Consider the following 25053-nt stretch of genomic DNA (forward strand, 5'->3'; position numbering starts at 1 on the left):
GCACGCCCCGGGGTGTGGACCGCGGACCCGCCGACCGTCGATCTTCCAGACTTCGAGAAAGATTCACAGACTGATGGCGAACTACACCGCCGCCGACGTCAAGAAGCTCCGTGAGCTCACCGGCGCCGGCATGATGGACTGCAAGAAGGCGCTCGACGAGGCCGAGGGCAACGTCGACAAGGCCGTCGAGGCCCTGCGCATCAAGGGCCAGAAGGGCGTCGCCAAGCGCGAGGGCCGCTCCGCCGAGAACGGCGCGGTGGTCTCGATCCTCGCCGACGACCAGACCTCCGGCGTCCTCGTCGAGCTGAAGTGCGAGACGGACTTCGTCGCCAAGGGCGAGAAGTTCCAGTCGGTCGCCAAGGCGATCGCCGAGCACGTCGCGAAGAGCTCCCCGGCGGACCTCGAGGCGCTGCTCGCCTCCGAGATCGAGGCCGGCAAGACCGTCCAGGCGTACGTGGACGAGGCCAACGCCACCCTGGGCGAGAAGATCGTCCTGGACCGTTTCGCCCAGTTCTCCGGCGGTTACGTGACGGCGTACATGCACCGCACGATGCCGGACCTGCCGCCGCAGATCGGTGTCCTGGTCGAGCTCGACAAGGAGAATGCCGAGGTCGCGAAGGGCGTCGCGCAGCACATCGCCGCGTTCGCGCCGAAGTACCTCTCGCGTGAGGACGTTCCGGCCGAGGTCGTCGAGGCCGAGCGCCGGATCGCCGAGGAGACCACGCGCGCCGAGGGCAAGCCCGAGGCGGCCCTGCCGAAGATCGTCGAGGGTCGTGTCAACGGCTTCTTCAAGGACGCCACGCTGCTCGGCCAGCCGTACGCGCTGGACAACAAGAAGTCGGTCCAGAAGGTCCTGGACGAGGCCGGTGTCACCCTGAAGCGCTTCACGCGCATCAAGGTCGGCATCTGAGTCCGTACCGCGACGGGGGCGCGAGCCCTATAGGGTCGAGAGCGGCCGTCCGTGCTCGTGCCGTGCGTGGTGTCGGCGCCCCCGGTGTCCCGAGAGGCTCGGGACGTCCGGCCGGTGCCGCCCCGCACGGGCGCGTCACGGGCGACAGCACATCTGACTGACGAGGAGGCCATTGCCGCGCATGGGAAGCGAACCCGCCCCCACCGGCAATGGCCTTCTTCGCATGTGTGACACGTAAAAGAGGCGAGATCTCCATGACCACCAAGGCCGAGAAGAGCGACGACGGCGGCAAAGTGCCCGGCCGGTATCTGCTGAAGCTGTCCGGGGAGGCGTTCTCCGGCGGCGGCGGGCTCGGCGTCGATCCGGACGTGGTGCACGCCATCGCCCGCGAGATCGCGGCCGTGGTGCGGGACGGCGCGCAGATCGCCGTCGTCATCGGGGGCGGCAACTTCTTCCGCGGGGCGGAGCTGCAGCAGCGCGGGATGGACCGGGCGCGCTCGGACTACATGGGCATGCTCGGCACGGTCATGAACTGCCTCGCTCTCCAGGACTTCCTGGAGAAGGAGGGCATCCAGTGCCGGGTGCAGACCGCCATCACCATGGGGCAGGTCGCCGAGCCGTACATTCCGCTGCGCGCGGTGCGGCACCTGGAGAAGGGCCGTGTGGTGATCTTCGGCGCCGGTATGGGCATGCCGTACTTCTCCACCGACACCACCGCCGCCCAGCGTGCCCTGGAGATCGACGCCGAGGCGCTGCTGATGGGCAAGAACGGCGTGGACGGGGTGTACGACTCCGACCCGAAGACCAACCCCGGGGCGGTCAAGTTCGACGCGCTCAGCTACGGCGAGGTCATCACCCGGGAGCTGCGGGTCGCCGACGCCACCGCGATCACGCTGTGCCGGGACAACAAGCTGCCCATCCTGGTCTTCGAGCTGCTGACGGAGGGCAACATCGCGCGTGCCGTCAAGGGTGAGAAGATCGGCACTCTCGTGGGCGAGCAGGACAGCCGGAGCTGACGAAGGGGTCCCGGGCCGGGGGATGGACAATGTCCCGCCGGTCGGGAACCGTGCAGGAACAGGTAGAAGACGCGACGCAGCCGGCCGCCGTCCCGACCAGGATCAGATGCCGGGCCCACTCAAGACACGCAGGAGCAAGTGGTGATCGAAGAGACCCTCCTCGAGGCCGAGGAGAAGATGGAGAAGGCCGTCGTGGTCGCCAAGGAGGACTTCGCCGCGATCCGCACCGGCCGTGCGCACCCGGCGATGTTCAACAAGATCGTGGCCGACTACTACGGCGCGCCGACGCCGATCAACCAGCTGGCCTCGTTCTCCGTGCCGGAGCCGCGCATGGCCGTGGTGACCCCGTTCGACAAGACCGCGCTGCGGAACATCGAGCAGGCGATCCGTGACTCCGACCTCGGCGTCAACCCGAGCAACGACGGCAACATCATCCGCGTGGTGTTCCCGGAGCTGACCGAGGAGCGCCGGCGGGAGTACATCAAGGTCGCCAAGACCAAGGGCGAGGACGCCAAGATCTCGATCCGTTCGGTGCGCCGCAAGGCCAAGGACGCCATCGACAAGCTGATCAAGGACGGCGAGATCGGCGAGGACGAGGGCCGCCGTGCGGAGAAGGAGCTCGACGACACCACCGCCAAGTACGTCGCCCAGGTGGACGAGCTGCTGAAGCACAAGGAAGCCGAGCTGCTCGAGGTCTGATGAACGACTCATCCTGGGGGGCGCCGCCGCAGGCCGGGTACGGGGGGCGGTCCGACCGGGGCCCCTTCCAGGGAGCCGGCCCGGCGGGTCCCGCCTACGACGCGCGGGACGCCCACGGTCCGTCGCAGACTCGGCCCATGCCCATCGTGCCCGACGTACCCGCACACGGCGGGGAGCAGGACGGCCGGGGGTCCGCCGCAGCGGGCGGCCCCCCGTTCCACCGCCCGGCCCCGCCGCAGACGCCCTACGGGACCCCGCCGCCCCCCGGTGCCCACCAGTACCCGGGGGCCCAGCCGCAGAAGCCGGAGCCCATGCCCGAGCCAGCCGCCGCGCAGCCGGCGCCCGCGCCCTCGTCCGGTCCGCCGCCGAAGAAGAGCGCGGGCCGTGACCTGGGCGCCGCCATAGGGGTCGGCGTCGGGCTGGGTGTGGTGATCGTCGCCTCGCTGTTCTTCGTCAAGGCCGCGTTCGTCGGCGTGATAGCGGTCGCCGTGGTGGTCGGGCTGTGGGAGCTGACCAGCAGGCTGCAGGAGCGCAAGGGCATCCGTGCCCCCCTGGTGCCGCTGGCGCTCGGCGGGGCGGCGATGGTCGTCGCCGGCTATCTGCGGGGCACGCAGGGCGCCTGGGTGGCGATGGCGCTGACCGCGCTGGCGGTGCTGGTGTGGCGGATGACGCAGCCGCCGGAGAACTATCTGAAGGACGTCACCGCGGGTGTGTTCGCCGCGTTCTACGTCCCCTTCCTCGCCACGTTCGTCGCCCTCATGCTGGCCGCGGACGACGGCCCCTGGCGGGTGCTGACGTTCCTGATACTGACGGTGGTCAGCGACACCGGGGCCTACGCCGTCGGCTGGCGCTTCGGCCGGCACAAGCTGGCCCCGCGCATCAGCCCCGGCAAGACCCGCGAGGGCCTGGTCGGAGCGGTGGGCTTCGCGATGGTGGCGGGCGCGCTGTGCATGCACTTCCTCGTCGACGACGGGAAGTGGTGGCAGGGTCTGCTGCTCGGTCTCGCGGTCGCGGCCACGGCCACGCTGGGCGACCTCGGCGAGTCGATGATCAAGCGCGACCTCGGCATCAAGGACATGGGCACGCTGCTCCCGGGGCACGGGGGCATCATGGACCGGCTCGACTCGCTGCTGCCGACGGCCCCGGTGGTGTGGTTGCTGCTGGTGGCCTTCGTCGGTTCGGGTTGACGGCGAGCAGGTACGCTGGAAGGGCCCGTGGCGTGTGCCGCGGGCCCTTCCGTTGTGTCGATCTGTCCCCGGCCCTCGTGAGGGCCGCCCCCCGAGGGTTCCCGCGCCGGCATCGTCGTGCCGTCCTCCCCGCGCAGACGGGGGCCGGAAACCCTGTCGTCCTGAGGAGTCACCCGACCGTGGCACGTCCAGCCCCCGGCGAACTCACCTTCGCCGCCCCGCGCGGAGCGAAGCGGCCGCCGCGGCATCTCGCCGACCTGTCGCCCGCCGAGCGCAAGGAGGCCGTCTCCGCGATCGGCGAGAAGCCCTTCCGCGCCAAGCAGCTCTCGCAGCACTACTTCGCGCGGTACGCGCACGACCCGCAGGAGTGGACGGACATCCCCGCCGCCTCGCGCGGCCGGCTGCGGGAGGCACTGCTGCCGGAACTGATGACGGTCGTCCGGCATCTGTCGACCGACGCTGACACCACCCGCAAGACGCTGTGGCGGCTGTTCGACGGGACGCTCGTCGAGTCGGTCCTCATGCGCTACCCGGACCGGGTGACCATGTGCATCAGCTCCCAGGCGGGCTGCGGCATGAACTGCCCGTTCTGCGCCACCGGGCAGGCGGGCCTGGACCGGAACCTGTCGACCGCCGAGATCGTGCACCAGATCGTCGACGGCATGCGGGCCCTGCGGGACGGCGAGATCCCCGGCGGCCCGGCCCGGCTGTCGAACATCGTCTTCATGGGCATGGGCGAGCCGCTCGCCAACTACAACCGGGTGGTCGCCGCGATCCGCCGGCTGACCGACCCCGAGCCGGACGGGCTGGGGCTCTCCCAGCGCGGCATCACCGTCTCCACGGTGGGTCTCGTCCCGGCCATCCACCGGTTCACCGACGAGGGCTTCAAGTGCCGGCTGGCGATCTCCCTGCACGCCCCCGACGACGAGCTGCGCGACACCCTCGTGCCCGTCAACACGCGGTGGAAGGTGCGCGAGGTCCTCGACGCCGGCTTCGAGTACGCGGCCCGGTCCGGGCGGCGGCTGTCCATCGAGTACGCCCTCATCCGTGACATCAACGACCAGGCGTGGCGCGGCGACCGGCTCGGCCGGCTCCTCAAGGGCCGCCCGGTCCACGTCAACCTGATCCCGCTCAATCCGACGCCCGGCTCCAAGTGGACCGCCTCGCGCCCCGAGGACGAGAAGGCCTTCGTCGAGGCGATCGCCGCGCACGGGGTGCCGGTGACGGTCAGGGACACCCGGGGCCAGGAGATCGACGGCGCCTGCGGTCAGCTCGCAGCCACCGAACGGTAGGCTTACGGACAGACGGTAGTCTTTTCAGCCATACACATCTTCATATTCCGACAGGGGAGCGCCACAGCGCTGAGAGTGCGGCAACCGGGCCGCAGACCCTCTGAACCTCGCCCAGGTCATTCTGGGTAGGGAGATCGGTCGTCACTCGAGCTGTTGCGCCCTGTCCGGGCCGCCGCCCCCACGGGCGGGGGCCCGGACAGGGCCGCGTCTTCTCCTGGTCACCCCAGGAGGAATCCAGTGCACACCAAGAGCATGGTGGCCGTCGCCGCGGGCCTCGGCCTCCTCACGCTGTCCGCGTGCGGCTCCTCGTCCGGATCCGGCGACTCCGGCTCCGGCAAGGACGCGAAGACCGTCACCCTCGTCAGCCACGACTCGTGGGCCGTCTCCAAGAGCGTGCTCAAGGACTTCGAGAAGAAGTCCGGCTACACGGTCAAGGTCCTCAAGGACGGCGACGCCGGGCAGGCCGTCAACAAGGCGATCCTCACCAAGGACAACCCGCAGGGCGACGTCCTCTTCGGCGTCGACAACACCCTGCTCTCCCGCGCCCTCGACAACGGCCTCTTCCAGCCCTACGAGGCCAAGGGGCTCGACGGGGTCGACGCCGCCTACCGCATCGACGACAGACACCGCGTCACCCCCGTCGACCACGGCGACATCTGCGTCAACTACGACAAGGCGTACTTCAGCGCGCACAAGCTGAGCCCGCCCTCCTCCTTCGCCGACCTCGCCGACCCCCGGTACAGGAACCTCCTCGTCACCGAGAACGCCGCCACCTCCTCGCCCGGCCTCGGCTTCCTCCTCGGCACCGCCGCCCAGTACGGCGACGGCTGGGAGAACTACTGGAAGAAGCTCAAGGCCAACGGCGTCAAGGTGGTCGACGGCTGGGAGCAGGCCTACAACGAGGAGTTCTCCGGCTCGGCCGGCGGAAAGAAGGCGAAGGGGGACCGCCCCCTCGTCGTCTCCTACGCCTCCTCCCCGCCCGCCGAGGTCGTCTACGCCGACCCGCAGCCCAAGACCGCGCCCACCGGCGTCGCCGAGAACACCTGCTTCCGGCAGATCGAGTTCGCCGGACTGCTCAGCGGCGCCCACAACACCAAGGGCGGCGAGGCGCTCCTGGACTTCCTGCTCACCAAGGAGTTCCAGCAGGACATGCCGCTCAACATGTTCGTCTACCCGGTGACCGACGACGCCAAGGTCCCCGCCGCGTTCACCGCGTACGGGCCCGCCGCCAAGAACCCGAGGACCATGGCCCCCGGCCGGATCGCCGAGCACCGCGACGAGTGGGTCAAGACGTGGACCTCGCTCGTACTGAAGTGACCGGAGCGAGCGGGGCGGCCGGGACGGCGAAGGCGCCCGGGGAGGGGGGCACGGCACCCGCCCGGGACCGCCGCCGGCGCAACGCGGCACGGCTCGGCCTGATGGCCCTGCCGGTCGCGTTCTTCGCGGTGTTCTTCGCCTACCCGGTCGCCGCCATCGTCGCCCGTGGCCTCCACGCGGACGGAAGCTGGCGGTTCGGCCGGATCGCGGACGTCCTCGGGGAGTCCGGCATCCGGCACGTGCTGTGGTTCACCACCTGGCAGGCCCTCGCCTCCACCGCCCTCACCCTCGCGATCGCGCTCCCCGGCGCCTACGTCTTCGCACGCTTCGACTTCCCCGGCCGCAGCGTGCTGCGCGCGGTGGTCACCGTGCCGTTCGTGCTGCCGACCGTCGTCGTCGGCACCGCCTTCCTCGCCCTCCTCGGCCGCGGCGGACTCCTCGACGACCTGTGGGGGGTGCGCCTGGACACCACGGTGTGGGCGATCCTGCTCGCGCACGTCTTCTTCAACTACGCCGTCGTCGTCCGCACCGTGGGCGGCCTGTGGGGGCAGCTCGACCCCCGCCAGGAGGAGGCCGCCCGCATGCTCGGCGCCTCACGCCTGACCGCCTGGCGCACGGTCACCCTGCCCGCGCTCGGCCCCGCCGTGGCCGCCGCCGCCCTCATGGTCTTCCTGTTCACCTTCACCTCCTTCGGCATCGTGCAGATCCTCGGCGGCCCCACCTTCGCTACCCTGGAGGTCGAGATCTACCGGCAGACCTCCGAGATCTTCGACCTGTCCGCGGCGGCCGTCCTCACCCTCGTCCAGTTCGCCGCCGTCGGCGCGATCCTCGCCGTGCACGCCTGGACCGTGCGCCGCCGGGAGACCGCGCTGCGGCTCGTCGACGCCTCCCTGACCGCCCGCCGCCCGCGCGGCGCCGGACAGTGGGCCCTGCTCGCCGGCGTGCTCACCACCGTCGCCCTGTTGCTGGTGCTGCCGCTCGCCGTACTCGTGCAGCGCTCCCTGGACGCGCCCGGCTTCGCCTACTACAAGGCCCTCACCCGCGAGGACGGCGGCACCTTCCTCGTCCCGCCCCTCGACGCCGTCGGCATCTCCCTGCGCTACGCCCTCGCCGCCACCCTCGTCGCCCTGGTCATCGGCGGGCTCGCCGCCGCCGCGCTGGCCCGCCGCGACGCCGGACGCCTCGTCCGGGGCTTCGACGCGCTGCTGATGCTGCCGCTCGGCGTGTCCGCCGTCACCGTCGGCTTCGGCTTCCTCATCGCCCTCGACGAACCCCCGCTGGACCTGCGCTCCTCCTGGCTGCTCGTGCCGCTCGCCCAGGCCCTGGTCGGCGTGCCCTTCGTGGTGCGCACCATGCTGCCCGTGCTGCGCGCCGTCGACGACCGGCTCCGGCAGGCCGCCGCCGTGCTCGGCGCGGGCCCCTGGCGGGTGTGGCGGGAGGTCGACCTGCCCCTGGTGCGGCGCGCACTGCTGGTCGCCGCCGGATTCGCCTTCGCCGTCTCCCTCGGGGAGTTCGGGGCGACCGTGTTCATCGCCCGGCCCGACAACCCCACCCTGCCCGTCGCCGTCGCCCGGCTCCTCGGGCGGGCAGGCGAACTCAACTACGGGCAGGCGATGGCCCTGTCCACGATCCTGATGGTGGTGTGCGCCCTCGCCCTGCTCGTCCTGGAGCGGCTGCGCATCGACCGGAGCGGGGAGTTCTGATGCTGCTCAGCCTCACCGGCGCGCACGTCCGCTTCGGCCGACGGCCCGCCCTCGACGCCGTCGACCTGGACGTCGCCGAACACGAGACCGTGTGCGTCCTGGGCCCCAGCGGCAGCGGCAAGTCCACCCTGCTGCGCGCCGTCGCCGGACTCCAGCCGCTGGACGGCGGCCGCGTGCTCCTCGACGGACGTGACCAGGCCGCCGTGCCCGCGCACCGGCGCGAGGTCGGCCTCATGTTCCAGGACCACCAGCTCTTCCCGCAGCACGACGTCGGCGGCAACGTCGCCTTCGGCCCGCGCATGCACGGCATGCCGAAGCATGAACGGGCCGCTCGCGTCGCGGAACTGCTCGACCTGGTCGGACTGCCCGGCGCCGAGCGGCGGGCGGTGGCCGCCCTGTCCGGCGGCGAGCAGCAGCGCGTCGCCCTCGCCCGCGCCCTGGCCGCCCGCCCCCGGCTGCTCATGCTCGACGAACCGCTCGGACAGCTCGACCGCTCGCTGCGCGAACGCCTCGTCGTCGAACTGCGCGAACTCTTCGCCCGGCTGGGCACCACCGTGCTCGCCGTCACCCACGACCAGGGCGAGGCCTTCGCGCTCGCCGACCGGGTCGTCGTCATGCGCGAGGGCCGCATCGCCCAGTCCGGCACCCCGCTGGAGGTCTGGCAGCGGCCCGCCGACGCCTTCGTCGCACGCTTCCTCGGCTTCGACAACGTCGTCCCCGCGACCGTCACCGGGCAGGCCGCCGACACGCCCTGGGGCAAGCTCCCGGTCCCGGAGGGCTCCCCGCAGGGCCCCGGCACGCTGCTCGTCCGGCCCGCCGGAGTACGGCTCGTCACCGGCGCCGAGGGACTGCCCTGCACCGTCACCGCCCGCACCTTCCGCGGCACCCACGTCTCCGTCCACCTCCGCCCCGAGGGGGCGCCCCGCCTGGAGGCCGCCTGCGCGCTGCGGGACGCCCCCGAGGTGGGCAGCGAGGTCGGCGTCGCCTTCGACGCCGCCGAGACCGTCCTGCTCGGCTGAACACCCCCTCCTGCGCGGGGCACGCCACGCGCACGACGACGGCCCGCCCCCGCGAGGGGACGGGCCGTCTGGTGCCTACGGGTGTCGCGAGGGCGTCAGCCGGACTTCGAGGCGCCGCGGCGGCGCATGCCGAAGAACACCGCGCCACCACCGACGAGGACCAGCGCGGCGGCGATGCCGGCGATCATCGGGGTGTTCGAACTGGCGCCGGTCTCGGCCAGGTTGGACTCGCCGACGGCCGCGGGCGAGGGACCGTTGTCGCTGTCCGAGGCGGCCGGGGCGGCCTCGGACTCCGTGGCGGTGTCCGAGGGCGTGCTCTCGGGGGTGGACTCCTCGCCGGAGGGCTTGTCCGCCGTCTGTGAGGGCTTCGGCGAGGCGGGCTTCGAGGGCGTGGTGCTGTCGCCGGAGGAGCAGGCCGTCTCCGGGGCCGTCACATTGCCCTTGACGTCGTCGTCGACGGCGTTGTTGTTCGCCTTGACGTGGACCCGGTAGACGGCGCCCGGCTTCCAGTCCTCCTCGAAGGTGACGGTGACACCCTCGCGGGAACCCCGGACGTCGGTCTTCTCGCCGACCTTCTTCTCGTCGGCGCCGTTGTTCTCCAGGAACACGGAGATGGTCACCGGGGTGCGGGAGGCGTCGACGTTGGTGACGGCGATGACGCCCTTGTCGCCGTCGCACTTGGCCACGGCGGAGAACTCGTTGATGTTGCAGGCCGACGCGGTGCCGGCGACGCCGAGCGCGAGGGCCGCCGAGGCGGACGCGACGCCGAGGACGCGGGCGGCGCGCGCGGTGGTGCGCCGGGATATGAACGAGGCGGATGAGGTGGACGACTTGGACAAGGTGGCCACTGTGCCCTTCACGGGATGCGCAACTGCGGGGGGTGAACGGAGACTTGAGGGCGCCACAGGAGCGGTCGCCACAGAATCCCCGAGTGGCTCACAGGTCTATAAGCGTCACGTAAGAGCTGTCAACGCATATGCCTCGTCAACTCCCGGACTTTACCCGCTTATTAACCGCTCGGACGTTTGAGTGTCACCCCGTGGGACGGCGCCCGCCCAGGCGGGGACGGGCGCGAGCACCCCACGGCCCCCCAACTCTGCCCGCACCGGCCGGGTTCAGCCCTCGACGGCCGCCGGGTCCATCCACACGACCTCCCAGGAGTGGCCGTCCGGGTCGTCGAAGGAACGGCCGTACATGAAACCGTGGTCCTGGGTGTCGTCGTTGTCGGTGCCCCCGGCGGCGAGCGCCCGCTCGACCAGCTCGTCCACCTTCTCCCGGCTCTCCGCGCTCAGACACAGCAGGACCTCGCTGGTGCGGGCGGAGTCCGCGATCTCCTTCTTGGTGAAGTCGGCGTAGCGCTTCCTGCTGAGCATCATCGCGATGATCGTGTCGCTGATCACCACGCAGGCGCAGTCCTCGTTGCTGAACTGCGGGTTGATCGAGTAGCCGAGCTCGGTGAAGAACTTCCTCGAGGTCTCGACGTTCTCGACGGGCAGGTTCACGAAGATCATCTGCTGGTACACGGCGGGGCTCCCGGTGGGGTTGCGGTGCTGCGTCTTCCTTACGGAGGGACAGACCCGGAGCGCTCACCGAACTCATCGGCACGCCGGGAAGGAATTTCCCGCGGCCACCGGGCCCCGCCGCTCAGCGAAGGAGCGGCAGGGCGGCCAGCTCGGCGACCAGCCAGGTCAGCGGGGCGAGGACGAGGACCAGAGCGCCGGCGCGCAGCAGCGCGGCGGACCGCAGCAGAGTGGCCGGGGCACCGATGCGCAGCAGGGCGGCGGTGGTGTCGGCCCGGTCGCCGCGGGCCTCGACGGCCGCCGTCAGCAGCGTCGCGAGGGCGCAGCCGGCCACCACGAGCGCGCCGAGGGCGCTCAGCGGCCCGAACGCGGGGGGCGCGTCGTGCGCCTCGGCGTACACCCGGGCGATGGCGTACGCGCCGGAGGCGACCGCGCACACCACGCCGAGGGGACGGCCGATGCGCCCCGCCTCCTCCTGGAGGCCCCGGCCGGACAGCAGCCGCAGGACGCCCGGGCGGGCCGCCTGCAGCAGGCGCCCGCACAGGTGGGTGAGCGCGGGCCCGGCCAGGGCGAGGCCGAGGGCGGTGAGCGCCCAGCCGGCCAGCACACCGGCGGTGCCGGCCACGAGGTCGCCGGGGAGGTCGAGGCGCGCGCCGCGCGGGTCGCGGGCGGCGTAGGTCTCGGTGGTCAGGCCGGCGGCGACGACGGCGATGCCCCACGGCAGTCCGGACGGGGCGGGTACGGCGTGGGTCTCGGTGTCCGCCGGGAGGGTGCCCTGCCGTCCGGTCGCCGCGCGAGGCTTCCCCACCCGGCGGTTCCCGGCCGCCGTGCCCGCGCCCGGCGTGCCCGGCTCCGCACCGGGCTCGGCGCCCGGCCTGCCGGCCGGCCCCGCGCCCGGGTCCGTCGGTGCGTCGCGGCGGGCGTCCTCGCGGGGACGCAGGCTCAGGGCGCCGGCCACCGAGGCCGCGAGGGGGACCACCGCCAGCAGGGTCACCGTCGCCGGGAGCGGCAGCGGCAGGCCCGCCGCGAGCGCGTCGGCGAGGGAGTTGCGGGGCGGGGTGCCGGGCAGGTCGCCGCGCAGGTGCAGGAAGAGGAGGAGCGCGGCGGCGGAGCCGAGCGCGCAGGACAGGGCGGTGGTGAGGACGGAGAACACCATCAGGCGGCCGGGGCCCAGGCCGACCGCCGACAGCCCGGGGCGCGGCCGCGTGGCCGGGTCGGCGCGGGCGACGGCGACGGCGAGGTGCACGGTGGCCGCGAGCGGGACCGCGCACCACGCGAGCCGCAGCGCGGCCCCGGGGGAGGCCCCCGGGTGCGCGAGGGCGTACCCGAAGGCGCACAGCAGCAGGAAGCCGGTGCCCGCCGAGGCGGCGGCGACCAGCAGTCTGCGGACCTGGACCAGTACGTGTGCCCGGCGGGCTAGACGGAGAGCGAGCACGCGGCCCGGCCTTCCGACTCCGCGGCGGGCGGCAGATGGACGGTCTGCACGCAGCGGCCGTCCAGGAGCGCCACCGAGCGGTCGGCGAGCGTCGCCGTCTCGGGTTCGGTCGTGGCCAGGACGACCGTGATGCCGTGCGAGCGGGCCGCCGTGGTGAGGGTGCGCAGCACGTGGGCGCGGTCGGCCCGGTGCAGCGAGGCGGTCGGCTCGTCGGCGAAGAGCACGGTGGGCGCCGCGGCCAGGGCGCGGGCGATGGCCACCCGCTGCCGCGCGGCGGCCGGCAGGCCGCGCGGGCGTTTGCGCGCGCAGTCCCCGATGTCGAGCCGTTCGAGCCATTCGCGGGCGGTGGTCCGGGCGGCACGGCGCCCGGTGCCGCGCAGCATCAGCGGCAGGGCGGCGTTCTCCCAGACGGTGAGCTCGGGGACCAGGTGGGGCACCGGGTCGATCCAGCCGAACCGCTCCCGGCGCAGCCGTTCGCGCCGCATCGGGCGCATGGTGTGCATCGGCTTGCTGTTGAACCAGATCTCGCCGCTCTGCGCCGGCAGCAGTCCGGACAGACAGCTCAGCAGGGTCGTCTTGCCGCTGCCGCGCGGGCCGGTGACGGCCAGGATCTCGCCGTCGCGCACGCCGAGCGAGACACCGGTCAGGGCCGGCGAGCCGTTGTGCTGGAAGTGCAGGGCGCGTGCCCAGAGCACGTCGTTGTCCGGCGGTGCCACCATCGCGTACACCTCGCTTCAGATCCGCTGTCCCGGCCGGGTCTTCGGGCAGGTCCCGCTGCCGCGTCCCCCGTCCGGGCCCCTCCTGGGGGTCCCTCTTCCGGGGGAACGAAGACAGGGCCGATCGGTCACTGGCACGCTAGGCGGCCCCGAGGCGGGAGGCCGGACGGCACACGGCCCCGGGTCACCGTTTCCCACTCGAACGGGTGACCCGAGGCCGTTGTTGATCATTCAGGACGACGATATGCCCGGCGTGTGGAGCGTCCTGTGCGCGAGGCTCACAGCTTCGTCCACGCCTCCGTCAGCACGCCCCGCAGTATCTGTTCGATCTCGTCGAACGTGGACTGGTCGGAGATCAGCGGCGGGGCGAGCTGGACGACGGGGTCGCCGCGGTCGTCGGCCCGGCAGTACAGGCCGTTGTCGTACAGGGCCTTGGAGAGGAAGCCGTAGAGGACCCGCTCGGTCTCCTCCGCGTCGAAGCTCTCCTTGGTCGCCTTGTCCTTCACTAGCTCGATGCCGTAGAAGAAGCCGTTGCCGCGGACGTCGCCGACGATCGGCAGGTCGTGCAGCTTCTCCAGGGTGGCGCGGAAGGCGCCCTCGTTGTCCAGCACGTGCTGGTTGAGGCCCTCGCGCTCGAACAGGTCGAGGTTGGCGAGGCCGACGGCCGCGGAGACCGGGTGGCCGCCGAAGGTGTAGCCGTGCAGGAAGGTGTTGTCGCCCTTGTAGAACGGCTCGGCCAGGCGGTCGGAGATGACACAGGCGCCGATGGGGGAGTAGCCCGAGGTCATCCCCTTGGCGCAGGTGATCATGTCGGGGACGTAGCCGAACTTGTCGCAGGCGAACATCGTGCCGAGCCGGCCGAAGGCGCAGATGACCTCGTCGGAGACGAGCAGCACGTCGTAGGTGTCGCAGATCTCGCGGACCCGCTGGAAGTAGCCGGGCGGCGGCGGGAAGCAGCCACCGGCGTTCTGCACCGGCTCCAGGAAGACGGCGGCGACGGTGTCCGGGCCCTCGAAGAGGATCTGCTGCTCGATCTGGTCGGCGGCCCAGCGGCCGAAGGCCTCGGGGTCGTCGCCGAAGAGCGGGGCGCGGTAGATGTTGGTGTTGGGCACCTTGTGCGCGCCCGGCACGAGCGGCTCGAAGGGCGCCTTCAGGGCGGGCAGGCCGGTGATGGACAGGGCGCCCTGGGGGGTGCCGTGGTAGGCCACGGCGCGGGATATCACCTTGTGCTTGGTGGGCTTGCCGGTCAGCTTGAAGTACTGCTTGGCCAGCTTCCAGGCGGTCTCCACCGCCTCGCCGCCGCCGGTGGTGAAGAAGACCTTGTTCAGATCGCCCGGCGCGTACCCGGCGAGCCGCTCGGCGAGTTCGACGGCCTTGGGGTGGGCGTAGGACCACACCGGGAAGAACGCCAGCTCCTGCGCCTGCTTGAACGCGGTCTCGGCGAGCTCCGTGCGGCCGTGGCCCGCCTGGACGACGAACAGGCCCGCGAGGCCGTCCAGGTAGCGCCTGCCCTTGTCGTCGTAGATGTAGGTGCCCTCGCCGCGCACGATCGTCGGCACGGGGGCGTTCTCGTACGAGGACATGCGGGTGAAGTGCATCCACAGGTGGTCGTACGCGGCCTTGCTGAGGTCCTTGGCGCTGTCGGTGCTCACGGCTATCGGGTTCCCCACATGTAGGTCTGCTTCTTGAGCTTGAGGTAGACGAAACTCTCGGTGGAGCGCACGCCGGGGACGGCCCGGATGCGTTTGTTGATGACCTCCAGGAGGTGGTCGTCGTCCTCGCAGACGATCTCCACCATCAGGTCGAAGGACCCGGCGGTCATCACGACGTACTCGCACTCGTCCATGGCCGCCAGCGCGTCCGCGACGGCGGCCACGTCCCCCTCCACGTTGACGCCGACCATCGCCTGCCGCCGGAAGCCCACCGTGAGCGGGTCCGTCACGGCGACGATCTGCATGACGCCCTGGTCGAGGAGTTTCTGCACGCGCTGGCGCACGGCCGCCTCGGAGAGGCCCACCGCCTTGCCGATCGCGGCGTACGGTCGCCGGCCGTCCTCCTGGAGCTGTTCGACGATGGCGAGGGAGACGGCGTCCAGGTGGGGGACGCCGTTGCCGTTCCGGTGCTCCCGGGAGGAGTCCCTGTGCTCTGCGCTTCGACTGGCCACGGGGTCACTGTGCACGAGGTATCGACAGTTCCGCAAGGCATTCTCGATGAAATTCGTTGTCTGAGGTGAGTGAAGATGCGGATTTCGCAGCGCGCGGGGGAGTGGGGGTATTGAAAACGCGAGGGCACCGACTAGGGTGGATGTCTCAGCAAATGGACACGTGGCGAAGCCGGACACGTGACGTTTGCCGCCCGCAACCGAAACCCCCGGGAGGACCGGCAGTGAGCACCGAGCTGCGTCGTCTGCGCAATCACATCGACGGCGAATTCCGCGACGCCGCCGACGGACGGACCACCGAGGTGGTCAACCCCGTGACCGGTGCGGCGTACGCGACGGCACCGCTGTCCGGGCAGGCGGACGTCGACGCCGCCATGGCCGCCGCCGCCGCGGCCTTCCCCGCCTGGCGCGACACCACCCCCGCCGAGCGCCAGAAGGCATTGCTGAAGATCGCCGACGCCTTCGAGGAGCGCGCCGAGGAACTCATCGCCGCCGAGGTGGAGAACACGGGCAAGCCGGTCGGGCTGACCCGCACCGAGGAGATCCCGCCGATGATCGACCAGATCCGCTTCTTCGCGGGCGCGGCGCGGATGCTGGAGGGCCGCTCGGCGGGCGAGTACATGGAGGGACTGACCTCCTTCGTACGCCGCGAGCCGATCGGCGTCTGCGCCCAGGTGGCGCCCTGGAACTACCCGATGATGATGGCCGTCTGGAAGTTCGCCCCCGCGCTCGCGGCCGGCAACACGGTCGTGCTCAAGCCCTCCGACACCACCCCCGCCTCCACGGTCCTGATCGCCGACATCATCGGCTCGATCCTGCCCAAGGGCGTCTTCAACGTGATCTGCGGCGACCGCGACACCGGCCGGCTGATGGTCGAGCACCCGACCCCGGCGATGGCCTCCATCACCGGCTCCGTGCGGGCCGGCATGTCGGTCGCCGAGTCCGCCTCCCGGGACCTCAAGCGGGTCCACCTCGAACTCGGCGGCAAGGCACCCGTCGTCGTCTTCGAGGACACCGACATCGCCAAGGCCGTCGAGGACATCTCGGTCGCCGGGTACTTCAACGCCGGACAGGACTGCACGGCCGCCACGCGCGTCCTCGTCCACGAGGACATCCACGACGAGTTCGTCGCCGCGCTCGCCAAGGCCGCCGCCGAGACGAAGACCGGGCAGCCCGACGACGAGGACGTGCTGTACGGGCCGCTGAACAACCCCAGCCAGCTCGAGCAGGTCGCCGGATTCATCGAGCGGCTCCCCGCGCACGCCAAGGTCGAGGCCGGCGGCCACCGGGTGGGCGAGACGGGGTACTTCTACGCCCCCACCGTCGTCTCCGGCCTGAAGCAGGACGACGAGATCATCCAGCAGGAGGTCTTCGGCCCGGTCATCACCGTGCAGTCCTTCCGGGACGAGGACCAGGCCGTGGAGTGGGCCAACGGCGTCGACTACGCGCTGGCCTCGTCCGTGTGGACGAAGGACCACGGCCGGGCGATGCGGATGTCCCGGAAGCTGGACTTCGGGTGCGTGTGGATCAACACCCACATCCCGCTGGTCGCGGAGATGCCGCACGGCGGCTTCAAGAAGTCCGGCTACGGCAAGGACCTGTCGGGCTACGGACTCGAGGACTACACGCGGATCAAGCACGTGATGACGTCGCTCGACGTGTGACACCCGCCGCTCGACGTGGGACACCCGCCGTGAGCGGGGGCGTGCGGGCCCCCGCTCACGGCTGCGTCCGCCCGCGCCCTCAGAGGCGTTCCCGCAGCGCGTGCAGGGCGTCGACGCGGTTGGTGGTGAGCGAGTCGGCGCCCGCGGCCAGCAGACGGCGCATGGTCCGATGAGTGTCGGGGGTCCACGCCGAGAGCAGCCGCCCGCCGCGGTGCACATGGGCCGCCAGCTCGCGGGTGACCAGGCCGAACCGGTAGTTCAGCCAGCGCGGCCGCACCGCCTCGAGGAGCACCGGGCGCGGCGGGGCCAGGGAGGTCCAGGTCAGCGCGATCTCGGCGGCCGGGTCGGCGGAGCGCACCGCGAGCATCGCGGGGGCGCCGGCGCAGTAGTACGCGCGCTCCTGCGCCTCGCACTCCCTCACGACGTCCAGGATGCGTCGTACCGACCGGGGGCCGGGTGTGCCGGGCAGGTCGATCAGCACGCGGCTGCCGTCCGTCGCCACCAGCGCCTCGGCCAGCGTCGGCACCCCGCCGTCCGTCAGGTCGCGCACCTCCGCCGCGGACAGTGAGGCCAGCGGCCGGTCGTGCCCCCACAACCGCTTCAGTGTGCCGTCGTGCAGTAGGACGGGGACCCCGTCCCGGGTGAGCCGCACGTCGAACTCCACCGCGTCCGCGCCCCGCAGGAGCGCGGACCGCAGCGAGTCGAGCGTGTTCTCACGGAAGCGGTAGGGATCGCCGCGGTGGGCGACGGCGGTGAAGGTCTGCATGCCGGCCATTGTGACCGGCCGCCCCCGCGCACGCCCCGCTGCCCGGCCTCAGACCGCGGCGTCCCACGCGCCGAGGTACGCGTCGATCTCCGTCGCGATGCGCGCCTTGCCGGCCGGGTCCAGGAAGGACGCCTCCACCGCGTTCTTCGCGAGCGCCGCCACGCCCCGCTCGTCCAGGTCCAGCAGACGGGCGGCCACCGCGTACTCCGTGTTGAGGTCGGTGCCGAACATCGGCGGGTCGTCCGAGTTGACGGTGACCAGTACACCGGCGTCCGCGAAGGCCCGGAGCGGGTGCTCCTCCAGCGTGGCCACCGCGCGGGTCGCGATGTTCGAGGTCGGGCAGACCTCCAGCGGAATCCGGTGCTCGGCCAGGTGCGCCAGCAGCTTCGGGTCGCGGGCCGAACTCGTGCCGTGCCCGATGCGCTCGGCGCGCAGCTCGCGCAGCGCGTCCCACACCGTCTCCGGGCCGGTCGTCTCGCCGGCGTGCGGCACGGAGCGCAGACCGGCCGCGATCGCCCGGTCGAAGTAGGGCTTGAACTGCGGGCGCGGCACGCCGATCTCCGGCCCGCCGAGGCCGAAGGAGACGAGCCCCTCCGGGCGGATCCGGTCGTCGGTCGCCAGCCGGGCCGTCTCCTCCGCCGACTCCAGCCCCGCCTCACCGGGAATGTCGAAGCACCAGCGCAGCACCGTGCCGAACTCCGCCTCCGCGGACTTGCGGGCGTCCTCGATCGCGTCCATGAACGCCCGCTCGTCGATCCCCCGGCGCACGGTCGAGGAGAACGGGGTGAGGGTCAGCTCGGCGTAGCGGACCTGCTGACGGGCGAGGTCGCGGGCCACCTCGTAGGTCAGCAGCCGCACGTCCTCCGGGGTGCGGATCAGGTCGACGACGGACAGGTACACCTGGATGAAGTGGGCGAAGTCCGTGAACGTGAAGTAGTCGGCCAGGGCCTCGGGATCGCTGGGCACCTTCGAATCGGGGTGACGGGCGGCCAGCTCCGAGACGATACGGGGGGAGGCGGACCCGACGTGGTGCACGTGCAGTTCCGCCTTGGGGAGGCCGGCGATGAAGGCACGCAGATCGCGGGCGCCGGACATACTGCGAAGGTCGGTGGACAAGGTCCCTCCCCGGGGAACGGCGCACCGCCTGCGCCGCTCGCGGAGCGAAGGCCGCGGTGGGGCACGGGGGTGCGGGTGATCGGCTGATCGATGACTCGACGGTCATCGTAGGCGGCGGGCGGGGGAGAGGCGGGAGCGCCCCCGGCGGCCACGAGGGACGGTTGCCCTGGCCGTAGCATGACGGAACGTTCAACAGAGGGGACCCAGCATGTCCGACGACGCGCGGGCGTCGCACACGCCCGAGGACGCCGCCGCCCCGGACCCGTGGGCGCCGCCGGACTCCGCCGGGTCCCCCGCGCCCGGAGCGGCGCCGCGGCTGAGCAAGGCCGGCGAGGCACCCGGCGCGCACGCCTGGGCGCCCCCTGCGGGAACCGCGCCGGGGAGCGTGGACGCCCCGGGCGCCCTGATACCCGGCTCCAGCGTGCCGCCGGCTCCGCAGGACACCGTGATCGGGCTGCCGCCGGACACGGCCGCTCCGACGCTGCCCGGAGGCACGGCCCCGGCCGGCTCGGTGCACGACCAGGCCACGGTGGCGGGCATGCCGCCGGTCCCCGCGCCGCACCCCTCCGCCACGCCCTCGGTGCCGCCGCCGGCCCCCGCGCCGATGCCGATGCCCGGGCCGATGCCCGGGCCGGCGGTGCCGTCGGCGGCCGGATACACGGCGCCGCCGTACGCCGGTGCGGGCGGCGGAGCCGGTTACGGCGGGTACGTTCCGCCGCCACCGGTGGGGCCCGAGGGCCCCGGCCAGGTCCCGTACGGATACCCGCAGTACCCGGGCGCGGCCGGCGGCTACGGCGGCCCCGGCTACGGACCGCAGGCAGGTCCCCGCGCCTACCCGTGGGGCGGGATGCCGCTGGCCCCCCAGAACGGGGTGAGCACCGCGTCCCTGGTGCTCGGCATCATCACCGTGGTCATCTTCTGCCTGTGGCCCGTCTCGATCCTCCTCGGCGTGCTCGCCGTGATCCTCGGGATCGTGGGGCGCCGCCGGGCGGGCCGGGGCGAGTCCACGAATACCGGACAGGCACTGGCGGGGATCATCTGCGGCGCGGTGGGCGCGCTGCTGGGCGTGGCCCTGATGCTGTACATCTTCCTCGCGCCGGACAACACGGACGAGGACCCCTGGCCCCCCGACGAGGGCTACAACACCACCCTGACCCTCCCCGCCGCACGCTGACCACGGGCCTCTCAGGGGCGCGGGGACTGCGCAATTCCCGGCGGACCCGCACCGCCGCACGCTGACCACGGACCTCTCAAAAACGTGGGGAACTGCGCAACACCCCGGCGGGCCCGCACCGCACCCACCCACGTACGGTGCTCACCCACTCCCGGAGCGCACCGCCCTCGTCACCCCCGCAGCCGCTCCCTCGCCACCATCAGGGCGAAGCCCAACTCGTTGTCCCCCCGCCACCGCTCCGGATCCCCCGCCGCCTCGTCGTCCGCCGCGAGGCCGATGCCCCAGACGCGGTCCAGCGGGCTCGCCTCCACCAGCACACGCTCCCCGGTGCCGAGGAGGAACTCCCGCAGCTCCTCGTCCGCCCCGAACTTGTGCACACTGCCCTCGACCACGATCCGGAACCGCTCGCGCCGCCACACGGCCTCGTCGAAGCCCCGCACCTGCCGGCCGGCCTTCTTCGCCTGCGCGGGGTGCGGGGCCGCGAGGGCCAGCCGCTCCGCGTCGGCGTCGCCGAACAGGCGGGCCTTCCCGGCCATCATCCAGTGCTCCGCCGTCGCGTACTCGACGCCGTCCACGATGAACGGAGAGGGCCACCACTGGCTCAGACAGCTCGCGCCAAGGCGCCCGCCGGGCCGCTCCTGGTGGCCCCAGAAGTACAGGTACTTCACCCGCGCCCCCGCGCGGACCGCCGTCAGCAGGGCGTCCCGGGAGGCGATCGTCCTCGTCATGCGGGCGAGTCTGGCACGGCCCGGGGAATATCGGAACGGAGTTTGTCGGTGCCGGGACGATCTTGTTTCCGGTTCGGTGCCGTCCCTGTTCTGCCTGGTCAGCGGGTTCCGCTGTCCGCATGAGCCACCGCGTCGGTCTGCTGCGTGCCCGCCTGGGTGAGGAAGACCCACGTCCCGTAGACGCCCCACGTGAGGCCCAGCAGCGCACTCGCGGCGTAGAAGCCCAGCCCCTTGGTGGAGCCGGCGATGGCGAACAGTCCGGCGGCGGCGATACCTGCCGCGAACACGACGAGCGCGACGACGAGGACGGGCCGCGCGTGCTGGGACGTGCCCCGGCGGGCCGCGTGGTCGAGCACCGAGAGCAGACTCGCGCTCGCTGCCGCGGCGACCAGCAGTTCGACGCCGAGCGCCCAGGTCGGCTGCGGCAGGGTGACCAGCGATGCGGTGACCGTGGTCGTCAGGAACAGGGAGACGGTCTGCGCGGCCCGGTTGCGGTATTCCTGGGAGGTGGCGACGACGTCGAAGCGGAAGGCGACGACGATGAAGGTGAGGCCGGTGAGGCCGGCGGCGCTTCCGCCGACGGTCGCGGCGAACGTGGTCCACATGGCGGTTGCTCCTGTGCGATCTGTGCTGGGTCGGTAGGCCCTGGTGCGATGAAGTGCGGTGGGCGGCGGCTTTCGCGCCGCCGCCCCACCTCGCGGAACTACCTCGTTTCGACCATGGCCATCGGGTCCTCACCGTTTTCCAGGGCGTTCACCGCGTTCTTCCAGGACGAGTCGCCCGAGTAGAGCTGACTGCGGAGGTAGGCCCACACGAGAGCCCGCAGAGTCGCCACGCGCTCGGGGTTCTCGTCGTCCGTCTCCGCCGCGTCGTATCCGGAGATGCCACCGAAGATGTGACCGGCGCCGTACATGGTCACCATGGTCTTGTTGCCGCCGGGGCTGGCCGAGTAGGCGTCGGCGCGGTAGCTGAGCCGATTGGAGAAGTTGGGGTTGAGGTCCTGATCGCCCACGATGATCAGCCCGGTGCCCGTCATCTGCTCGAAGTCGGTGTAGTACAGCACCGGGTAGTTCGTCTTGGCCCACTCGGCGAAGTGCTCGTCGTTGCCGATGCCCGGAGCTCCGATGAGCACTCCCGCCTTGACACGGGAGTCGGACAGGTCCTTCGGCCGGTCGTCGTCCGGGTCCAGCATCCGGGCTCCGAGGAGGAGGGAGACGGTGTTGCCGCCCAGGGAGTGCCCCACGGCGCCGACACGGTCCCTGTCGATCCGCCGTTCGGCGAGACCGGGGACGGCGGCCTCGATCTCGTCGAGGCGGTCGAGGATGGTGTGCATGTCGGTGGCGCGGTCACGCCAGAACAGGGGCGCGTCCTTGAGGTCGGCATCGCGCAGACCGAGGGCCGTCGAGTCCAGGTGGGTCGGCTGGACGACGGCGAACCCGTGGGCGGCGAAGAAGTTGGCCAGCGGCCCGTAACCGTTGTAGGAGGACAGGAAGTTCGCCAGCCCGTGCCCGTGGGACAGGAGGATGAGCGGCAGGTCGGTGCCGTTCGCGGGGATCGACACCTTGACCTCCAGCGGCACGGGCCGGCCGGGGACGTCGAGGGTGACCGGGTGGTAGGTGAGGACGGGTTGCGACGCGTTGACCGGGATGTTGGCGGCGTCGCTGTACGGCTTGCTCATGGGAGCCCCTTAGCTGTCGGTGTCGACATGGCGCTTGTCGTGACTGGCGGTAGGCATGGGATCGGCGGCCGTGGCCGCGAAGCCGAGTGGTCAGGGCCGGTGGCCGGGTCGGTGGGGACGGGGATCTCCGCAGTGGTGCACGGGTCCCGTCAGGTGTTCGTCCCGCGGTCCGACGGCAGGGGAAGGGCGAGTGGCCCGACCCTCGCCTGTCATGCCTTCCTGGCCCGACGGATGCGCTTGTCCTGCCCGAAACTGTAAGATCAATCGAACAACCGAACTAGGGCGAAAATGACATGGTCGAATCCGCGATCGATGGGCGCCGAAGAGCACGGTTCGGAGTCGAGAGCCTGGTCGTGCGCGCTGCCGACGGTGACTTCCCGACCGCTGTGAACAGCGGGTACACCGTCAAGATCACGCACGGCGGCTCCGCACCCCCTTTTCAGTACCTCGGGCGAACCCAGGGGCCCCCTGTTCCCGGCGCGGTGACGGTGATCGAGCCCCATGAGGTCGTGAGCTGCCTCGAACAGGACAAGGCCGCCGCCGACGGCCAGGCCGTCGTGCAACTGATGTTCCTCGACGCCGATCTCATGCCGGTCGGCACGGACCGGCCACGCTTCCACCAGGTGACCTATCCGGATCGCGGCCTCTTCGACGGCATCGCCACGCTGCACAGGGATCTGGCGCAGGGCGAGGACGAGCTGGATGTCGAGTCCTCGCTGATCCGCCTGGTGGACGTCCTGCTCACCAGGCACGCGGATGCTCCCGGCGCGGCGAGTCCGACACTTCGTCCTCGCGCGCTTCGTCACGTACGGGAGATGCTCCACAGCCACCTGAACACCAACATCACGCTCGACGACCTCGCGGCCGTCGCCGGTTGCAGCAAACGCCATCTGATCAGGAGTTTCCGGCAGGCCTACGGGGTTCCCCCGCACCAGTACCGGACCCTGCTGCGCCTGGCCGGCGCCAAGTCCATGCTGATCGCGGGACTGTCCGTGGCGGAGACCGCCGCCGAGCTCGGCTACTGCGACCAGAGCCAGCTCAACCGGCACTTCAGGCGACGGTTCGGCATGAGCGCGGGCGGCTACGCCAGGGCCGTGCGGTAGATCTGCGACACCCTGGCTCGACAGCCGGCTCGCCCGCCTCCGTGGGAACGCGCCGGCCGGCTCGGGCCGCCTCTGACGTTCGCTCCCGCCATGACGGTGGGGAACGACCACGGCACCTCCATGGGGCGGTAGCCCGGCGACAGATTTCGTCGCTTAACCAAAAGGCAACAACGGAATCACTTGTTGACGACCGCTTGCTCTGCCAGGATCGGCACCCACATCGAGATTCGGCCACGTCGTTCCGTCGCGGGGACTCGGAGGAGAGCGGTATGCGGCATCCCGACCTGCACCCCGAAGCACACCCTGCCGGTCCGCGCGCCCACGCCCTCCGCGCGGTGCGGGAACGTTTCCCTGACGGCGCCCAGTACCTCGCCGGCGCCCCCGCGCACGGCACCTCCGGCCGCGAGCACGCGGTGGTCGACCCCGCGACCGGCGAGGAGGTCCACCGCTTCGCGCTCGCCGGCCCCGCCGACGTGGACCGCGCCGTGGCCGCCGCCCGCGCCGCCCTCCCGGGGTGGGCCGGCGCGACCCCGGGCGCGCGCTCCGAGGCCCTGCACCGCTTCGCCGCCGTGCTCGCCGAGCGCGCCGAGGAGCTGGCCCTGGTCGAGTCGCTGCAGTGCGGCAAGCCCCTCAAACTGACCCGCGAGTTCGACGTCCCCGGCACCGTCGACAACGCCGCCTTCTTCGCGGGCGCCGCCCGCCACCCGCAGGGCCTGGCCGCGGGGGAGTACTCCGGCGACCACACCTCCTACGTGCGCCGCGAACCCGTCGGCGTGATCGGCTCGGTCGCGCCCTGGAACTACCCGCTGCAGATGGCCGCCTGGAAGATCCTCCCGGCCGTCGCCGCGGGCAACACCATCGTCCTCAAGCCCGCCGAACTCACCCCGCTGACCTCGCTCCTCTTCGCCCGGGCCGCCACCGACGCCGGCCTCCCCGACGGCGTGATCAACGTCGTCACCGGCACCGGCAAGGAGGCCGGGGAGCACCTCGTGTCCCACCCGGACGTGGCGATGGTCTCGTTCACCGGCTCCACGGCCGTCGGGAGACGCGTCGCGGAACTCGCCACCGCCGGGGTCAAGCGGCTGCACCTGGAACTCGGCGGCAAGGCACCCTTCCTCGTCTTCGACGACGCCGACCTCGAGGCCGCCGTGCACGGCGCGGTCGCGGGCGCGCTCATCAACACCGGCCAGGACTGCACCGCCGCCACCCGCGCCTATGTGCAGCGGCCGCTGTACGAGGAGTTCACGGCCCGCACCGCCGCCCTGATGGAGACCGTCCGCCTCGGCGACCCCTTCGCCCCGGACACCGACCTCGGTCCGCTGATCTCCACCGCCCAGCGCGACCGCGTGGCCGGCTTCGTCGACCGTGCCCGGGCGAGCGCGCACGTGGTGACCGGCGGCGAGGCACCGGGCGGCGCGCTCGCGCGGGGCGCCTACTACCGGCCCACCCTCGTGACCGGCGCGGCCCAGGACAGCGAGATCGTGCAGCGGGAACTGTTCGGCCCCGTCCTGGTCGCTCTGCCCTTCGACTCCGACGACGAGGGCCTGCGGCTCGCCAACGACACCCCCTACGGGCTGGCCGCCTCCGCCTGGACGCGGGACGTGCACCGGGCGCACCGCGCCACCCGCGAACTGCGGGCGGGCTGCGTCTGGGTCAACGACCACATCCCGATCATCAGCGAGATGCCGCACGGCGGCTATGCCGCCTCCGGCTTCGGCAAGGACATGTCCTCGTACTCCTTCGAGGAGTACACGCAGGTCAAGCACGTCATGTTCGACAACACCGCGGTGGCCAGGAAGGACTGGCACCGCACGATCTTCGGAGACCGGCTCTAGATCCACCGGACGCA

General features: G+C 71.9%; 23 protein-coding genes. 12 read left to right on the forward strand and 11 right to left on the reverse strand.

Going from position 1 to position 25053, the window contains the following annotated elements; genetic code table 11:
- Positions 1 to 73: 73 nt before the first annotated feature.
- From tsf to OHB09_RS24235, 8 genes are all read left to right on the forward strand, one after another.
- Positions 74 to 910 carry a translation elongation factor Ts gene (tsf, locus tag OHB09_RS24200; protein WP_006139546.1) on the forward strand — a complete coding sequence of 279 codons (837 nt, stop codon included), beginning with the start codon at positions 74 to 76 and terminating at the stop codon, positions 908 to 910.
- Between the two features lie 254 nt (positions 911 to 1164).
- Entirely contained in the window at positions 1165 to 1926 is a 762-nt protein-coding gene (gene pyrH / locus OHB09_RS24205; RefSeq protein ID WP_040894664.1) for a UMP kinase, read from the forward strand.
- A 141-nt stretch (positions 1927 to 2067) separates the two neighbouring features.
- Positions 2068 to 2625 carry a ribosome recycling factor gene (frr, locus tag OHB09_RS24210; RefSeq protein WP_006139544.1) on the forward strand — a complete coding sequence of 186 codons (558 nt, stop codon included), beginning with the start codon at positions 2068 to 2070 and terminating at the stop codon, positions 2623 to 2625.
- Positions 2625 to 3812: a phosphatidate cytidylyltransferase gene (locus OHB09_RS24215; protein WP_040894663.1), complete on the forward strand. Its 1188-nt coding sequence runs from the start codon at positions 2625 to 2627 to the stop codon at positions 3810 to 3812. The genes frr and OHB09_RS24215 overlap by 1 nt, the downstream gene beginning before the upstream one ends.
- 179 nt (positions 3813 to 3991) lie before the next feature.
- A complete protein-coding gene (gene rlmN, locus OHB09_RS24220) occupies positions 3992 to 5104 on the forward strand; it encodes a 23S rRNA (adenine(2503)-C(2))-methyltransferase RlmN (RefSeq protein ID WP_093598506.1) in 1113 nt (370 codons plus the stop codon).
- Between the two features lie 252 nt (positions 5105 to 5356).
- Positions 5357 to 6421 (forward strand): thiamine ABC transporter substrate-binding protein, encoded by a 1065-nt coding sequence (locus tag OHB09_RS24225; protein ID WP_381019396.1) that lies wholly within the window; start codon positions 5357 to 5359, stop codon positions 6419 to 6421.
- A 101-nt stretch (positions 6422 to 6522) separates the two neighbouring features.
- Positions 6523 to 8124: an ABC transporter permease gene (locus OHB09_RS24230; protein WP_040894662.1), complete on the forward strand. Its 1602-nt coding sequence runs from the start codon at positions 6523 to 6525 to the stop codon at positions 8122 to 8124.
- On the forward strand, positions 8124 to 9143 hold the full coding sequence (locus tag OHB09_RS24235; RefSeq protein WP_319118925.1) for an ABC transporter ATP-binding protein: 1020 nt from the start codon (positions 8124 to 8126) through the stop codon (positions 9141 to 9143). Before OHB09_RS24230 ends, OHB09_RS24235 begins: the two co-directional genes overlap by 1 nt.
- Before the next feature lie 95 nt (positions 9144 to 9238).
- Here the strand turns inward: OHB09_RS24235 and OHB09_RS24240 are convergent, their stop codons facing one another.
- The 6 genes from OHB09_RS24240 to OHB09_RS24265 form a co-directional block, all read right to left on the reverse strand.
- Entirely contained in the window at positions 9239 to 9991 is a 753-nt protein-coding gene (locus OHB09_RS24240) for an LAETG motif-containing sortase-dependent surface protein (protein ID WP_006139533.1), read from the reverse strand.
- 267 nt (positions 9992 to 10258) lie between these two features.
- Positions 10259 to 10666, reverse strand: a complete 408-nt coding sequence (locus OHB09_RS24245) for a VOC family protein (RefSeq protein ID WP_006139532.1) — start codon at positions 10664 to 10666, stop codon at positions 10259 to 10261.
- Positions 10667 to 10787: 121 nt separating this feature from the next.
- Complete coding sequence (locus OHB09_RS24250) at positions 10788 to 12098, reverse strand: hypothetical protein (protein ID WP_191853298.1); 1311 nt, start codon at positions 12096 to 12098, stop codon at positions 10788 to 10790.
- Positions 12080 to 12817: an ABC transporter ATP-binding protein gene (locus tag OHB09_RS24255; RefSeq protein WP_040894661.1), complete on the reverse strand. Its 738-nt coding sequence runs from the start codon at positions 12815 to 12817 to the stop codon at positions 12080 to 12082. Before OHB09_RS24255 ends, OHB09_RS24250 begins: the two co-directional genes overlap by 19 nt.
- A gap of 275 nt (positions 12818 to 13092) precedes the next feature.
- On the reverse strand, positions 13093 to 14484 hold the full coding sequence (locus OHB09_RS24260) for an aspartate aminotransferase family protein (protein WP_078630840.1): 1392 nt from the start codon (positions 14482 to 14484) through the stop codon (positions 13093 to 13095).
- Positions 14469 to 14993, reverse strand: coding sequence for an Lrp/AsnC family transcriptional regulator (locus OHB09_RS24265; RefSeq protein WP_040894660.1), 525 nt, complete (start codon positions 14991 to 14993; stop codon positions 14469 to 14471). Before OHB09_RS24265 ends, OHB09_RS24260 begins: the two co-directional genes overlap by 16 nt.
- Positions 14994 to 15199: 206 nt before the next feature.
- Between OHB09_RS24265 and OHB09_RS24270 the strand changes: the two genes are divergently transcribed.
- Complete coding sequence (locus OHB09_RS24270; protein WP_328922517.1) at positions 15200 to 16639, forward strand: gamma-aminobutyraldehyde dehydrogenase; 1440 nt, start codon at positions 15200 to 15202, stop codon at positions 16637 to 16639.
- A 79-nt stretch (positions 16640 to 16718) separates the two neighbouring features.
- Here OHB09_RS24270 and OHB09_RS24275 read toward each other — a convergent pair whose 3' ends face one another.
- Both OHB09_RS24275 and OHB09_RS24280 read right to left on the reverse strand, forming a co-directional pair.
- Positions 16719 to 17405 (reverse strand): glycerophosphodiester phosphodiesterase, encoded by a 687-nt coding sequence (locus OHB09_RS24275; protein ID WP_328922518.1) that lies wholly within the window; start codon positions 17403 to 17405, stop codon positions 16719 to 16721.
- A gap of 48 nt (positions 17406 to 17453) precedes the next feature.
- A complete protein-coding gene (locus OHB09_RS24280; RefSeq protein ID WP_371788083.1) occupies positions 17454 to 18500 on the reverse strand; it encodes an adenosine deaminase in 1047 nt (348 codons plus the stop codon).
- Between the two features lie 229 nt (positions 18501 to 18729).
- On the opposite strand from OHB09_RS24280, the gene OHB09_RS24285 reads away from it, so the two are divergent.
- Positions 18730 to 19695, forward strand: coding sequence for a DUF4190 domain-containing protein (locus OHB09_RS24285; RefSeq protein WP_328922519.1), 966 nt, complete (start codon positions 18730 to 18732; stop codon positions 19693 to 19695).
- Between the two features lie 170 nt (positions 19696 to 19865).
- Here the strand turns inward: OHB09_RS24285 and OHB09_RS24290 are convergent, their stop codons facing one another.
- The 3 genes from OHB09_RS24290 to OHB09_RS24300 all read right to left on the reverse strand — a co-directional run bounded on the left by OHB09_RS24290 (position 19866) and on the right by OHB09_RS24300 (position 22101).
- Positions 19866 to 20423, reverse strand: coding sequence for an NADAR family protein (locus OHB09_RS24290; RefSeq protein WP_234528851.1), 558 nt, complete (start codon positions 20421 to 20423; stop codon positions 19866 to 19868).
- A gap of 98 nt (positions 20424 to 20521) precedes the next feature.
- On the reverse strand, positions 20522 to 21028 hold the full coding sequence (locus OHB09_RS24295) for a hypothetical protein (RefSeq protein ID WP_328922520.1): 507 nt from the start codon (positions 21026 to 21028) through the stop codon (positions 20522 to 20524).
- A 98-nt stretch (positions 21029 to 21126) separates the two neighbouring features.
- Positions 21127 to 22101, reverse strand: coding sequence for an alpha/beta hydrolase family protein (locus tag OHB09_RS24300; protein WP_006139521.1), 975 nt, complete (start codon positions 22099 to 22101; stop codon positions 21127 to 21129).
- A gap of 488 nt (positions 22102 to 22589) precedes the next feature.
- Between OHB09_RS24300 and OHB09_RS24305 the strand changes: the two genes are divergently transcribed.
- Together OHB09_RS24305 and OHB09_RS24310 are read left to right on the forward strand one after the other, a co-directional pair.
- Positions 22590 to 23204 (forward strand): helix-turn-helix transcriptional regulator, encoded by a 615-nt coding sequence (locus tag OHB09_RS24305; RefSeq protein ID WP_259297160.1) that lies wholly within the window; start codon positions 22590 to 22592, stop codon positions 23202 to 23204.
- A 269-nt stretch (positions 23205 to 23473) separates the two neighbouring features.
- A complete protein-coding gene (locus OHB09_RS24310) occupies positions 23474 to 25039 on the forward strand; it encodes a gamma-aminobutyraldehyde dehydrogenase (RefSeq protein WP_093598482.1) in 1566 nt (521 codons plus the stop codon).
- Positions 25040 to 25053: the final 14 nt, after the last annotated feature.

This window comes from Streptomyces griseoaurantiacus (assembly GCF_036189845.1).
Taxonomy (GTDB): Bacteria; Actinomycetota; Actinomycetes; order Streptomycetales; family Streptomycetaceae; genus Streptomyces; species Streptomyces griseoaurantiacus.